Origin of the sequence: Streptomyces sp. NPDC088730 (assembly GCF_044751215.1) — a bacterium.
Classification (GTDB): domain Bacteria; phylum Actinomycetota; class Actinomycetes; order Streptomycetales; family Streptomycetaceae; genus Streptomyces.
On record NZ_JBIVLK010000005.1, the window covers coordinates 260,459 to 273,712 of the forward strand.

The 13,254-nt window shown below is 71.7% G+C and carries 13 protein-coding genes; 3 read left to right on the top strand and 10 right to left on the bottom strand.

Going from position 1 to position 13,254, the window contains the following annotated elements; translation table 11 throughout:
• Nucleotides 1-5: 5 nt before the first annotated feature.
• The 3 genes from ACIP89_RS18600 to ACIP89_RS18610 all read right to left on the bottom strand — a co-directional run bounded on the left by ACIP89_RS18600 (nucleotide 6) and on the right by ACIP89_RS18610 (nucleotide 1,644).
• Nucleotides 6-248, bottom strand: a complete 243-nt coding sequence (locus ACIP89_RS18600; RefSeq protein WP_402115723.1) for a hypothetical protein — start codon at nucleotides 246-248, stop codon at nucleotides 6-8.
• 76 nt (nucleotides 249-324) lie between these two features.
• Nucleotides 325-861 carry a GNAT family N-acetyltransferase gene (locus ACIP89_RS18605; protein ID WP_401930135.1) on the bottom strand — a complete coding sequence of 179 codons (537 nt, stop codon included), beginning with the start codon at nucleotides 859-861 and terminating at the stop codon, nucleotides 325-327.
• Nucleotides 862-909: 48 nt separating this feature from the next.
• Nucleotides 910-1,644 carry a hypothetical protein gene (locus ACIP89_RS18610; protein ID WP_401933332.1) on the bottom strand — a complete coding sequence of 245 codons (735 nt, stop codon included), beginning with the start codon at nucleotides 1,642-1,644 and terminating at the stop codon, nucleotides 910-912.
• Between the two features lie 288 nt (nucleotides 1,645-1,932).
• On the opposite strand from ACIP89_RS18610, the gene gcl reads away from it, so the two are divergent.
• Nucleotides 1,933-3,708, top strand: coding sequence for a glyoxylate carboligase (gene gcl, locus ACIP89_RS18615; RefSeq protein WP_402115726.1), 1,776 nt, complete (start codon nucleotides 1,933-1,935; stop codon nucleotides 3,706-3,708).
• A gap of 202 nt (nucleotides 3,709-3,910) precedes the next feature.
• Here the strand turns inward: gcl and ACIP89_RS18620 are convergent, their stop codons facing one another.
• Nucleotides 3,911-5,302: an FAD-dependent oxidoreductase gene (locus tag ACIP89_RS18620; RefSeq protein WP_402115727.1), complete on the bottom strand. Its 1,392-nt coding sequence runs from the start codon at nucleotides 5,300-5,302 to the stop codon at nucleotides 3,911-3,913.
• Nucleotides 5,303-5,407: 105 nt separating this feature from the next.
• Here ACIP89_RS18620 and ACIP89_RS18625 point away from each other — a divergent pair, with 105 nt between their 5' ends.
• Nucleotides 5,408-5,773, top strand: a complete 366-nt coding sequence (locus ACIP89_RS18625) for an ArsR/SmtB family transcription factor (RefSeq protein WP_402115729.1) — start codon at nucleotides 5,408-5,410, stop codon at nucleotides 5,771-5,773.
• 198 nt (nucleotides 5,774-5,971) lie between these two features.
• Here ACIP89_RS18625 and ACIP89_RS18630 read toward each other — a convergent pair whose 3' ends face one another.
• The 3 genes from ACIP89_RS18630 to ACIP89_RS18640 all read right to left on the bottom strand — a co-directional run bounded on the left by ACIP89_RS18630 (nucleotide 5,972) and on the right by ACIP89_RS18640 (nucleotide 8,677).
• Nucleotides 5,972-7,036, bottom strand: a complete 1,065-nt coding sequence (locus ACIP89_RS18630; RefSeq protein WP_402115731.1) for an ArsO family NAD(P)H-dependent flavin-containing monooxygenase — start codon at nucleotides 7,034-7,036, stop codon at nucleotides 5,972-5,974.
• 214 nt (nucleotides 7,037-7,250) lie between these two features.
• On the bottom strand, nucleotides 7,251-8,372 hold the full coding sequence (gene arsB, locus ACIP89_RS18635) for an ACR3 family arsenite efflux transporter (RefSeq protein WP_402115732.1): 1,122 nt from the start codon (nucleotides 8,370-8,372) through the stop codon (nucleotides 7,251-7,253).
• Entirely contained in the window at nucleotides 8,369-8,677 is a 309-nt protein-coding gene (locus ACIP89_RS18640; RefSeq protein ID WP_401930121.1) for an ArsR/SmtB family transcription factor, read from the bottom strand. Before ACIP89_RS18640 ends, arsB begins: the two co-directional genes overlap by 4 nt.
• 94 nt (nucleotides 8,678-8,771) lie before the next feature.
• On the opposite strand from ACIP89_RS18640, the gene ACIP89_RS18645 reads away from it, so the two are divergent.
• Complete coding sequence (locus ACIP89_RS18645; RefSeq protein WP_402115734.1) at nucleotides 8,772-9,263, top strand: arsenate reductase ArsC; 492 nt, start codon at nucleotides 8,772-8,774, stop codon at nucleotides 9,261-9,263.
• Between the two features lie 256 nt (nucleotides 9,264-9,519).
• Here the strand turns inward: ACIP89_RS18645 and ACIP89_RS18650 are convergent, their stop codons facing one another.
• The 3 genes from ACIP89_RS18650 to ACIP89_RS18660 form a co-directional block, all read right to left on the bottom strand.
• Entirely contained in the window at nucleotides 9,520-10,977 is a 1,458-nt protein-coding gene (locus tag ACIP89_RS18650; RefSeq protein ID WP_401930116.1) for a catalase, read from the bottom strand.
• Nucleotides 10,978-11,307: 330 nt separating this feature from the next.
• Complete coding sequence (locus tag ACIP89_RS18655) at nucleotides 11,308-12,207, bottom strand: 2-hydroxy-3-oxopropionate reductase (RefSeq protein WP_401930114.1); 900 nt, start codon at nucleotides 12,205-12,207, stop codon at nucleotides 11,308-11,310.
• Between the two features lie 44 nt (nucleotides 12,208-12,251).
• Nucleotides 12,252-13,094: a TIM barrel protein gene (locus ACIP89_RS18660; RefSeq protein WP_401933350.1), complete on the bottom strand. Its 843-nt coding sequence runs from the start codon at nucleotides 13,092-13,094 to the stop codon at nucleotides 12,252-12,254.
• Nucleotides 13,095-13,254: the final 160 nt, after the last annotated feature.

The following is a 13,254-nucleotide window of genomic DNA, read 5'->3' on the forward strand; positions in this document are numbered from 1 at the left end:
CGCCGTCACGCGGCTTCGATGATGTCGCCCGTGGCGGTGGTCCGGGTGGCGGCCGCCCACTCGATCAGGAGTACCTCGTACGCGGCGGACTCCACGGATGACCAGTCCTGCCCGGCGCGGGCGTCGACGAGCGCGCGGATCGCCTCGTTCGCCTCGACGGCGGCGGGGTGGTTCGGCTGGGCGAGGGCTGCGGGCCGCGGGGCGTGCGCCGGCGCATTGGGTTGGGAACGTCGTGGAGTTAAGGCCATGCGCACCACTGTAAGGCCCGCCACCGACAACCGACCGAACATCTGTGGCCCCTGGCCCGAACGTGACCGATAGCACTCACTGTGGCCGGTTGGTTTCTGTGAGGTGCGGCACGTCGCGGCGCATGCAGACCCGCGGCCACCGGTCCAGTCCGTGCTCCGCCTCCTCGGCCCGGATCTTGCGCAGCCCGTCGGTGAGTTCGGCACCCGTCAGCACGCGGAAGCCGAGTCGCGCGTAGTACGGCGCGTTCCACGGGACGTGGGAGAACGTGGTGAGGGTGAGCGCGGCCAGGCCCTCGGCCGCCGCCCAGCGTTCCGTGTGGCCGATGAGCCCGCCGCCCAGTCCGCGCCGGGCGGCCGCCGGGTGGACCGAGACCTGCTCGATATGGGCGGCGCCGTCGACCGGATCCGCGACGAGGTAGCCCAGCGGCCGGTCGTCGGCCCCGACGGTCACCCAGGCCCGGCCGGCCCGGCGGTACTCGTCCAGGACGTCCAGGGACGGCGGCTCGTCGTCGGCCACGCCGGACATGCCGACGGTGCGGAAGGGCTCTCCGGCGGCGCGCTCGATGTCCTGGAGCAGCGGGAGATCCGGGCGGCGGGCGGGGCGGATGCGCATCACCCAAGTATGGGGCGAGCGGCCCGCCGGGCGGTATGGGGAGGGGGCTCAGGCGCCCGTGCTGACGAGTTCGTCCGCCGGGCTGTTCACCGGCTGCGGGGTCCCGGTGAGGTCCATGACGAAGAGCGGGATGGCCAGCCCGTCCGCGCGCTCCCGGGCGTCCGGCGCGTATCCGGCGAGCGAGAAGAACACCGCGGAGACCGAGGTGTTCAGCGCGTTGAGCCACAGGCATTCGACATCGCGCAGCGCGGTCGTCCTGGTGGTGGAGTCGACCTGCGCGATCAGCCCCGTCGCCCGCAGGTCGATCCGGGACGAGGGGCGCTCGGCGGGCTGGACGACCTCGCGGTAGCCGAGCCACTTCAGGTACAGCGCGGCGGCGCCGACCGCGTCGCGGGCGGTCCGGATCGTCAGCGGCCGGAACGCCGGTCTGGGCGCGGAGGCCGTACGCGGCAGCGGGATGTGGGACGGCCGCACCGGCCGGTCCGCCCGCTGGGGGCGGTCGTCCGGCCCGCGGCCCGGGGACGCCACCGGGCGGACCGGTATCCGGAGCACCGCACCGCACGGGCAGCACAGCTCGGGCTGCGGCCACTGGTCGTGCCGGCCGCAGGCGCGGCAGCGCACCGTCACCCAGTCGTCGTTCCAGGTGCGATGGGTGATCGCCGTGACGGGGGCGCCGCGCAGCAGCGGCGGGGCGGTCGGGGCGCCGCACGGGCAGGGGTAGGCGGCCGTGACGTACACGTGGTCGCGGCGGCAGGCCGGGCACCGTAACGGCACTGACTCCACGATGGCCTCCCTCGCCCCACGGGCCGCGGCGGCCGGGATCCCGGTCCGGCTCCGCTCCGTACCCCCATGCTCCACCAAGAGCGAGGTCCGGGGGAGGGAGTTGAGCCACTTCGGGCAAACACTCCGGCCGGCCCGCGCGGGCCGCCTCCCTTGACGGCCGTCCGGGGGCACTTTAGATTTGCTTCCGTATAGCAGAATCAAACTTCCGTAATACGGAATTGGTGCTCTCAGGTGGCGCGACAGAGCCCGACTCCGCCCAGGTCCGAGCAGGAGCACTCAATGCCTCGAATGACCGCTGCCCGAGCGGCAGTTGAGATCCTCAAGCGCGAAGGCGTCAGCAACGCGTTCGGTGTGCCGGGCGCGGCGATCAACCCCTTCTACGCGGCCCTCAAGGCCTCCGGCGGGGTTCATCACACGCTCGCCCGCCACGTCGAGGGCGCCTCCCACATGGCGGAGGGCTACACCCGCGCCCGCCCGGGGAACATCGGCGTCTGCATCGGTACGTCGGGACCCGCCGGCACCGACATGATCACCGGCCTCTACTCCGCCATCGCCGACTCGATCCCGATCCTGTGCATCACCGGCCAGGCCCCGACCGCCGTCCTCCACAAGGAGGACTTCCAGGCCGTCGACATCGCTTCGATCGCCAGGCCGGTCACCAAGGCGGCCACCACCGTCCTGGAGGCCGCGCAGGTCCCCGGCGTCTTCCAGCAGGCCTTCCACCTGATGCGGACCGGGCGGCCCGGTCCGGTCCTCATCGACCTGCCGATCGACGTGCAGCTCACCGAGATCGAGTTCGACCCCGACCTCTACGAGCCGCTGCCGGTGCACAAGCCCGCCGCGAGCCGCAAGCAGATCGAGCGTGCGCTGGAGATGCTGAACGAATCCGAGCGCCCGCTGCTCGTCGCGGGCGGCGGCATCATCAACGCCGACGCGTCCGGACTGCTGGTGGAGTTCGCCGAGCTGACCGGCGTCCCGGTCGTCCCGACCCTGATGGGCTGGGGCATCCTCCCCGACGACCACGAGCTGAACGCCGGCATGGTCGGCCTCCAGACCTCGCACCGCTACGGCAACGCGACGTTCCTGGAGTCCGACTTCGTCCTCGGCGTCGGCAACCGCTGGGCCAACCGCCACACCGGCAAGCTGGACGTCTACACCGAGGGCCGTACGTTCGTCCACGTCGACATCGAACCCACCCAGCTGGGCAAGATCTTCGCCCCGGACCTCGGCATCGCCTCCGACGCCAGGGCGGCGCTGGAGCTGTTCGTCGAGGTGGCCCGCGAGCTGAAGGCGGCCGGCAAGCTGAAGGACCGCTCGCAGTGGGCCGCGTCCACCCAGGAGCGGCGCGCGACCCTGCAACGCCGTACGCACTTCGACAACGTGCCGCTGAAGCCGCAGCGGGTGTACGAGGAGATGAACCGGGCGTTCGGCCCCGAGACCCGGTACGTCACCACCATCGGCCTCTCCCAGATCGCGGGCGCGCAGATGCTGCACGTCTACCGGCCGCGCCACTGGATCAACTGCGGCCAGGCGGGGCCGCTCGGCTGGACCATCCCGGCCGCGCTGGGCGTCGCGACGGCCGACCCCGAGGGCTCCGTCGTGGCGCTCTCCGGCGACTACGACTTCCAGTTCATGCTGGAGGAGCTCGCGGTCGGCGCGCAGCACAACATCCCCTACGTGCACGTCCTGGTGAACAACTCCTACCTGGGGCTGATCCGCCAGGCGCAGCGCAACTTCGACATCGACTTCCAGGTCAACCTGGAGTTCGAGAACATCAACTCGCCCGAGCTGGGCGCCTATGGCGTGGACCACGTCAAGGTCGTCGAGGGGCTGGGCTGCAAGGCGATCCGGGTCACCGAGCCGGACCAGCTGCTGCCGGCCTTCGAGGAGGCGAAGAAGCTGGCGGCGGAGTTCCGGGTGCCGGTGGTCGTCGAGGCGATCCTGGAGCGGATCACGAACATCTCGATGAGCGGTACGGACATCGCGTCGGTGAACGAGTTCGAGGACATCGCGTCGGAGCCCGGCCACGCGCCGACGGCGATCCGGCAGTACGTGACGGGCTGAGTCGGCCGGGCCCGCGTCCCGTTCCCGAAGAGCACCTACGGAGATCCGTAGGTGCTCTTGCCGCCTGCGCCCGGCGGGAATTGAATCCGCGGCGCCCCCTCGGGGAGCCGGCGGTCATGGCGCCGCGCGGTCCGTGCGCGGACGCGCTGCCGTTGTGCCGGTGGACCCCGGTGCCGGCAGTGTCGGCAGTGCCGGCCGGGGTTCAGGATCCGCAGCAGCCGCCGGACCCGGTGTCCTCGGTGACCGCCACCGGCCGGGAGGCGCCGGGGCCGGTCCGTACAAGGGCGGGGGCCGGCGTGCGGCAGCCCCCTTCGTCGCCCTGGGGCGCGGCCGGTTCGTCGAAGAGTCCGGCCCCGCCGCAGACCCCGGTCTCGGGAAGGGTGAGTTCGACGCGGTCGGCGGCCTCGGTGTCGCCGGCGAGGGCCGCGGTGACGGAGCGGGCCTGCTCGTAGCCGGTCATGGCGAGGAAGGTGGGGGCGCGGCCGTAGGACTTCATGCCGACGAGGTAGACGCCCTGTTCGGGGTGGGACAGCTCGCGGTGGCCGTGCGGGTAGACGGTGCCGCAGGAGTGCTGGTTCGGGTCGATGAGCGGGGCAAGCGCCACCGGTGCCTGCAGGCGCTCGTCCAGGGCGAGCCGGAGCTCGGACAGGAACGACAGGTCGGGGCGCAGGCCCGTCAGGACGATGACTTCGTCCACCGGTTCGAGGCGCCGTCCGTCCTCGCCGGCCAGCACCAGTCGGCCGTCGGCGGGCTCGACGGCCTCGGTGCGGAAGCCGGTGACGGCTTCGGCGTATCCGTCGTCGACGGCGGCCTTGGCGGCCAGCCCCAGGGCGCCACGTGCGGGGAGCTTGTCGGCCGAGCCGCCACCGAAGGTGGAGCCGCTGAGGGCGCGGCGCAGGATCCACACCGCGTGGGTGCCGGGCTCGTCCTTCGCCACGTCGGCGAGGGCGGCCAGGGTGGTGAACGCGGAGGCCCCGGAACCGATGACCGCCGTGCGCTTCCCGGCGTAACGGGCGCGGACGGCCGGGTCCTTGAGGTCGGGGATGCGGTAGGAGACGCGGGCGGAGGCGGCGTGTTCGCCGAGGGCGGGCAGCCCGTCGGCGCTGATCGGGGCGGGGGTGGACCAGGTGCCGGAGGCGTCGATCACGGCCCGGCCCAGGATCCGCTCCTCGGCGCCGCCGGCGCGCGTGACCCGGATGGTGAAGGGCTGCCGCTCGCGGTCGGCGTCGACGATCCGGTCCCGGCCGAGGCGTGAGAGGCCGGTGACGGTGGCGCCGTAGCGGACCTTCTCCCCGAGCGCATCGGCGAGCGGCTGGAGGTACCGCTTCGCCCACTCCCCGCCGGTGGGGAAGGTGTCCGCATCGGGCCTGGCCCAGCCGGTCGGCGCCAGGAGCCTCTCGGCGGCCGGGTCGACGAGCTCGCTCCAGGTCGAGAACAGCCGCACGTGCGACCAGCCGCGCACCGCGGTGGCGGCGGTGGGCCCGGCCTCCAGGACCAGGGGCTCGATCCCGCGCTCGACGAGATGGGCGGCGGCCGCCAGCCCGGCGGGGCCGGCGCCGATGACGACGACCGGAAGGTCTGCTGTGGTGCTCATGGCGGTGATGTCCTCCGGGACGGGCGACCGTTCCGGGCCGCTGTTTCGATTGCTGTCGATATTCGGAGCTTGCCACTGGGTATCGACGAGTGTCAACATAGACACATGTCGAATTCAGGGATGGTGGAGCTGCCGCCACTGGACGCCGGAACGGTGGCGCCGTGCTGCCCGCCGATCACCGCGGGCGAGCTGTCGCAGGCCGAATCGGAGAAGATGGCCGTGATGTTCAAGGCGCTGTCCGACCCGGTGCGGTTGCGCCTGTTCTCCAAGGTCGCCTCGCATGCGGGTGGCGAGGCGTGCGTGTGCGACATCTCCGACGTCGGCGTCTCCCAGCCGACCGTCTCCCACCACCTCAAGAAGCTGCGCGAGGCCGGCCTGCTGACCTCGGAGCGGCGCGGGACCTGGGTCTACTACAAGGTCGCCCCGCCCGTCGTGGCGGCCATGTCCGCCATGCTCGACCTGCGCACCTGACCTCCGTCTCGCGTCTGCGGGCCGGCCCGCGCGGACGGGAGGGCGGCAGCGCGCCAGGTATGCCTGGAGCGCGGAGACGCGGAGACGCGCTGGGGGCATCGTGGCGGCATCGCCACCGCCGTGCCGGGGCTCCGGTCCGCCGGGACGGGGCTCCGGCACGGCTTCTCCTCCAAGCCCCTGCCCGACTGCCGGCCGCCCTCAGCGGCTGAGGAGTCCGGCGATCTCTGCGGCCGCGTCGCGGGCCGGGCGGCCGACGCCGATCAGGGTGGCGGAGGCGGGGCCGGTCCAGTCGCCGTAGCCGAGCAGGTGCAGGCGGGGTTCCCCGGTCGCCCGCGTGCCGTGCGTGGGGATGTGGCCGCGTGATCCGCGAAGTCCCAGCGGGGCGAGGTGGGACAGGGCCGGCCGGAAGCCGGTGCACCAGATCACGGCGTCGGCCGCGGCCCGTGTGCCGTCCGCCCACTCGATGCCGCCGGCGGTGAGCCGGGTGAACATCGGGGAGGCTTTGAGCAGTCCGGTGTCCCGTGCCCCGCGGACGGGCGGGACGGCGACGATGTCTCCCAGGGAGGTGACGCCGCCGGTGTCGGTGCGTCCTTCGTCCAGGGCGCGGCGCCGGGCGGTCGCGGCGTCGAACAGGGCTCGGCCGTCGATGTCGTCGGCGAGGAAGCGTGGTGGGCGCCGGGTGACCCAGGTCAGGTCGACGCCGTCGTGGGTGGCGAGGTCGGCGGCGATCTGCGCGCCGGAGTTCCCGCCGCCTACCACGACGACCCGCTGCCCGGCGAAGTCGGACGGCCGCCGGTAGCCGGTGGTGTGCAGCTGGCGCCCGGCGAAGACGTGCCGGCCGGGGGTGGCGGGCAGGAAGGGACGCCACCAGGTGCCGGTCGCCGAGACGACCGCCCGCGCGGACCAGATGCCCTTGTCCGTCTCGACCCGCAGCCGATCGCCGTCCCGGTGTACCCGCCGGACCCGGACCGGGCGGTGAACGGGCAGTTCGTAGCGCTGTTCGTAGTCGTTCAGGTACTCCACGACGTGCCCGGCGTCCGGGTACTCCCGGCCCGGCTGGGTCGGCATGAGCCGGCCGGGCAGTGACGAGTACGCCGCCGGGGAGAACAGGTGCAGCGAGTCCCAGGTGTGCCGCCAGGCCCCGCCGGGCGCGTCCTGCGCGTCCAGGATCGCGAGGTCCAGCCTCCTGCGGCGCAGGTGGTACCCGATGGCGAGCCCGGCCTGCCCGCCGCCGATCACCAGCACGTCCGGCTGCCCGGTCACGGCGCCAGTACCGCCGCGCCCGGTGCCTCGGCCACGGCGCATGGGCACGGCACCCTGCGCGCCCCGGCCTCGCCGGGGGCTCCCAGGGGGCTGCCCCGGCGCACGGTTCGGGGCGCGATGCGGGCGTGTGCCGCGCGGACCCCCGCTCCGCAGGCCCGGCAGATGCCGACGGTGGGGCTGTTCGTTCCCCCGGTGCGGCAGTCGAGGCAGTGCATCAGGCATTCCCTTCCGGGGTGGAGAGTGCCGCGTGGGCGAACTTCCCGCGCCAGGCCAGTGCCACGTACACCAGCCCGATCAGGACGGGGACCTCGATGAGCGGGCCGACGACACCGGAGAGCGCCTGGCCGGAGGTGACGCCGAAGGTGGCGATGGCGACGGCGATGGCCAGCTCGAAGTTGTTGCCCGCCGCCGTGAAAGCCAGTGTCGCCGTGCGGTCGTAGGCGAGTCCGAGTGCCTTGCCGAGCAGGAAGGAGCCGAAGAACATGACCGCGAAGTACACCAGCAGGGGCAGTGCGATCCGTACGACGTCCAGCGGCTGCGAGGTGATCGTCTTCCCCTGCAGGGCGAACAGGATGATGATCGTGAACAGCAGCCCGTACAGCGCCCAGGGGCCGAGCCTCGGCAGGAACTTCGCCTCGTAGGACTGGCGGCCCATCCTCTTCTCGCCGATGCGGCGGGTGAGGAAGCCGGCGAGCAGCGGGACGCCGAGGAAGACGATGACGTTGAGGGCGATGTGCCATACGGGGACGTCGAGGCCCTGGCCGTCGCCGAGGCCCAGCCACCGCGGAAGCAGGTCGAGGTAGAACCAGCCCAGCACGCCGAAGACCAGCACCTGGAAGACCGAGTTGAGGGCGACGAGGACGGCGGCGGCCTCACGGTCGCCGCAGGCGAGGTCGTTCCAGATGATGACCATGGCGATGCAGCGGGCGAGGCCGACGATGATCAGGCCGGTGCGGTACTCGGGCAGGTCCGGCAGGAAGATCCACGCCAGGGCGAACATGACGGCGGGCCCGACGAGCCAGTTGATGACCAGTGAGGACACCATCAGCCTGCGATCGCCGGTGACGGTGTCGAGCCTGTCGTAGCGGACCTTGGCGAGGACCGGATACATCATGACCAGCAGGCCGAGCGCGATCGGCAGCGAGATGCCGCCGGCCTCGGTCTTCGCCAGCGCGTCGTTCATCCCGGGGATCAGCCGCCCCAGCCCCAGGCCGACGGCCATGGCGAGCAGGATCCACACCGCGAGAAAGCGGTCGAGGGTGGAGAGCTTCTTGACGATCGAGGCGTCCCCACCGCCGGCCGGAGCGGGGGAGGCGGTGGGCCCGGCGGAGGTCACGGACAGGCCCTCTTGTTCCCGGAAGCGGTCCGGGCGGAGTCGGCCAGTGCGGCGAACTGCTCGGAGAGCCCGGCCAGGACCTCGGGCTTGAGCTTGTAGTAGGTGAAGCGGCCGCAGGGCTCGGTCTCCACCACGCCCGCGTCGCGCAGGACCTTCATGTGGTTGGACAGGTTGGTCTGCTTCGCCCCGGTCTCCTCGACCAGGTGCGTCGTGCAGAGCGTCTCGCGGGCCAGCAGGGTCACGATCCGGAGGCGGAGCGGATCGCCCAGCACCCGGATCAGATCAGGATCGACTGAAGTCAGCATGCACTGATATTCTCACATCATTGCCCGCTGATGCCAGTGCGGACTGAAGTCATTGACGACTGATCCCGCTGGGCGACGAAAGAGAGCGATCGTCATGGCCGAGTCCTCCGGCAAGCCGTCCGTCCTGTTCGTCTGCGTCCACAACGCGGGCCGCTCCCAGATGGCAGCCGCCTGGCTGACCCACCTGGCCGGGGACCGTGTCGAGGTCCGCTCCGCCGGCTCGGACCCGGGGGATGCCGTCAACCCGGCCGCCGTCGAGGCGATGGCCGAGGTCGGCATCGACATCTCCGCCGAGACCCCGAAGATCCTCACGGCCGACGCGGTCCGCGAGTCGGACGTGTGCATCACGATGGGCTGCGGCGACAGCTGCCCCGTCTTCCCCGGCAAGCGCTACCTCGACTGGAAGCCGGACGACCCGGCCGGCCGGGGCGTGGAGGCCGTCCGCACCGTCCGCGACGAGATCAAGGCCCTGGTCGAGGGGCTGATCAGGGAGATCGCCCCGCCCCATCAGACACGCGCCGCGGACCACGGCCCCGGGGCGAGCACCGCCGTACCGCCGGCGGCCACGAGGCCGGCCCTTCCGTGAACCCGAGAAGGGCGTGGAGTACGGGACCGTAATCCGTACTCCACGCCCTGGTTCGGGGAGTGACAGGGGCCGCGGCGGGTGTGTGACGGGGGCGGGAGGTCCCGGCTCCTTCAGGTCAGGAGACGGGACCCCCACCCGCACCACCGCACTGGCGTCGCACATCCGCCGCGGCCTCGTCCTGCCCGCGCCCCCGCGCAACCCCTCATCCGGGCGGGCGCGACGACGCGAGCAGGGCTCGGGGGCCCAACCGGAGGGCTCAGTCCTCGCGCAGGGCGCGGACGGCCTCCTCCACGCGCTTGCCGTAGTCGGCGTCCGCGGCGTGGAAGTGGGCGAGGTTCTTCTCGATCACGTCGTCCCGGGTGACCTGGGACAGGCCGCCCGCGATGTTGGCGATCAGCCGGTCCTTCTCGTCGGCCGACATCAGCCGGTACAGCTCGCCCGCCTGGAAGAAGTCGTCGTCCTTGTTGTGGGCCGGCGCCTCGTGCGTGCCGGTCCAGCCCTGGACGGCCATCGGCGCGGAGAACGCGGAGTCCGTCTGGGCCGGGCCCGCGTAGGAGTTGGGCTCGTAGTTCTTGTCGTGCCGCGCGCCGTATCGGGTGGCGTGCAGACCGTCGCGGCCGTAGTTGTCGACGACGGCGGTGCGCGGGGCGTTCACCGGCAGCTGGGTGTGGTTGACGCCGAGGCGGTAGCGGTGCGCGTCCGCGTAGGCGAACAGCCGGCCCTGGAGCATCTTGTCCGGGGAAGGACCGATGCCGGGCACGAAGTTGTTCGGGGAGAACGCGGCCTGCTCGACCTCCGCGAAGACGTTGTCCGGGTTGCGGTCCAGCACCAGTCGGCCCACCCGCTGGAGCGGGTAGTCACTGTGCGGCCACACCTTGGTCAGGTCGAACGGGTTGAACCGGTAGTCCGCGGCGTCGGCGGCCGGCATCACCTGCACGTGCAGGGTCCAGGACGGGTTCATGCCGCGCTCGATGGCCTGGAGCAGGTCCGTCTGGTGCGAGGAGGCGTCCTTGCCGACGAGCTCGGCGGCCTGGTCCGCGGAGAGCGAACGCACGCCCTGGTTGGTCTTGAAGTGGTACTTGACGAAGAAGGCCTCGCCCGCCGCGTTCGTCCACTGGTAGGTGTGCGAGCCGTAGCCGTTCATGTGGCGGTACGAGGCCGGGATGCCCCGGTCGCCCATCAGCCAGGTCACCTGGTGCGTCGCCTCGGGGGCGTGCGCCCAGAAGTCCCAGACGTTGTCCGGCTCCTGACGGCCCGTGAACGGGTCGCGCTTCTGCGAGTGGATGAAGTCGGGGAACTTGATCGGGTCCTTGATGAAGAACACCGGGGTGTTGTTGCCGACCAGGTCGTAATTGCCTTCGTCCGTATAGAACTTGAGCGCGAATCCGCGCGGGTCGCGTACCGCGTCCGCGCCGCCGAGCGAGTCGGCGACGGTGGAGAAGCGGATGAACGTCTCGGTGCGCCTGCCCACCTCGGAGAGGAAGTCCGCGCGGGTGAAGCCGGTGACGTCGTCGGTCACCTCGAAGTAGCCGTACGCGCCGGAGCCGCGGGCGTGCACCACGCGCTCCGGGATGCGCTCCCGGTTGAAGCGGGCGAGCTTCTCCAGGAGGTGACCGTCCTGGAGGAGGATCGGGCCACCGACGCCGGCGGTGGCGGAGTTCTGGTTGTCGGCGACCGGGGCGCCTGACTCGGTCGTAAGCACACGCTGCGTCATGGTGTCGGGGCGACCTTCCGTACGGGAGCTGCTGAACTGCGACGTCCTGGGGCGGGGGCGCGTCCGCGAAGTCTCGTCTGGCCGGCGGCCCTCCGGGCGGACGGCGACACTTTGCGGACTCGCCCCCGGAGCGTAAGTACGCCCCGATCCCGGCGTCAACAGTTTGTTGAAATTCATGGTGAAGAGGTGTTCCGGACGGCGCCGACGCCTGGGCGCGACAGGACAGGTGTCAGCGCCGACGCCGCCCGGAAGTCTGTGGGCCGGGGAGAAGGTCACCCGGCGGGGTGGTGCCGGCCGGGCCCGCGCGGGGCCCGGCCGCATGACCGCGGGTCAGTCCTGGACGGGCTGACCGGAGAGCCGCTCGACCGAGCGCAGCAGCGCCGAGTGGTCCAGGCCGCCGTCGCCCTGCGCGCGCAGCGAGGCGACGAGCTGGGCGACGACTCCGCCGACCGGCAGCGCGGCACCCACGTTGCGGGCGGCGTCCGTGACGATGCCCATGTCCTTGTGGTGCAGGTCGATCCGGAAGCCGGGGGCGAAGTCCCGGTTCAGGAAGTTGGCCTTCTTGCGGGTCAGCACGGTCGATCCGGCCAGTCCGCCGTTGAGGACGTCGAGCGCGGCGTTGAGGTCGACCCCGGACTTCTCCAGGAAGACGACGGCCTCGGCGCAGGCCTGGATGTTGACCGCGACGATCAGCTGGTTGGCCGCCTTCACCGTCTGGCCGGAGCCGTGCGGGCCGCACAGCACGATGGTCTTGCCCAGCGCGTCCAGCAGCGGCTTCGCGCTGTCGAAGTCGGCCTGCTCGCCGCCCACCATGATGGACAGCACGGCCTCGATCGCGCCGGCCTCGCCGCCGGAGACCGGGGCGTCCAGTACGCGGATGCCCTTGTCCCCGGCGTTCTTCGCGAGGTCCACGGAGGTCTGCGGGGTGATCGAGGACATGTCGATCAGCAGCGCCCCGCGCCTGGCGTTCTCCAGGATGCCGTCGGGGCCGTACGCGATGGCCTCGACCTGCGGGGAGGCGGGCACCATCGTGATGACCACGTCCGCGTCCTTGACCGCCTCCGCGATCGAGGAGGCGCCGGTGCCGCCGGCCGCGGCCAGCCGGTCGACCTTGTCCTGCTCCAGGGTGTATCCGGTGACGTCGTAACCGGCCTTGATCAGGTTCTCGGACATGGGCGAACCCATGATGCCGAGCCCGATCCACGCAACCTTGGGGAGGTTGTTGCTCATGAGGGTGCCTTCCGATAAGCGTGTGTACGAGTGACGGTCCGCCGCTACCGGCGGGCGGGCCTCGCGGTGGCCGGAAGCCACTCGACGGACGCGGCGCTCGGCCGGTCGCCCGGCTTGTACTCCAGGCCGACCCAGCCGTCGTAACCGGCCTTCGTCAGCTCGTCCAGGAGCTGCTCCAGCGGGAGCGAGCCGGTGCCGGGCGCGCCGCGCCCCGGGTTGTCCGCGATCTGGACGTGACCGGTCTTGCCGGCGTACGCGGTGATGACCTCGCTGAGGTCCTCGCCGTTCATCGACAGGTGGTACAGGTCCATCAGGAACTTCGCGTTGCCGAGGCCCGTCGCCGCGTTGATCCGGTCGACGACCTCGATCCCGGCCGGTGCGCTGACCAGCGGGTAGCGCGGGGACTCCGGCGCGTTCAGGGTCTCGATCAGCAGGACCGCCCCGATCCGGTCCGCCGCGCGGGCGGCGAGGACCAGGTTCTCCAGGGCGAGTTCGTCCTGGACGCCGGGGTCCACGCCGTCGATCCGGTTGCCGTAGAGCGCGTTGAGCGCCTTGCAGCCGACCGAGGCGGCGAAGTCGGCCGCCACCTCGATGTTGGCGCGGAAGCGGTCCGACTCCGTGCCGGGCACGGAGAGCGCGCCGCGGTCGGGGCCGGGCAGCTGTCCGGCGTAGAAGTTCAGCCCCACCAGCTCGGTGCCCGCTTCGTCGAGCGCCTTCTTGAGGGCGTCGAGTTCGGCCTGCGGAGGGGTGGGGGTCTCGATCCACGGCCACCACAGCTCGACCGCCGTGAAGCCCGCCGCGGCGGCTGCCGCGGGACGCTCCAGGAGCGGGAGTTCCGTGAAGAGGATCGAAAGGTTTACATCGAAGCGCTGGTCCGGGTAGCCCATGAGGGTTTCGGCGCTCCTTCCGTATTGCGGAAGTTAGTTTCTGCTTAACGGAAGATTGCCCGGAGGGTGGGCGGGCTGTCAAGGGGGTGCCCGGAATTCGGGCCTGTCGCGGACATACGGAAGGCGGGGCGGAGGCCCGTCGGCCCGTCCGCCCTGCCCG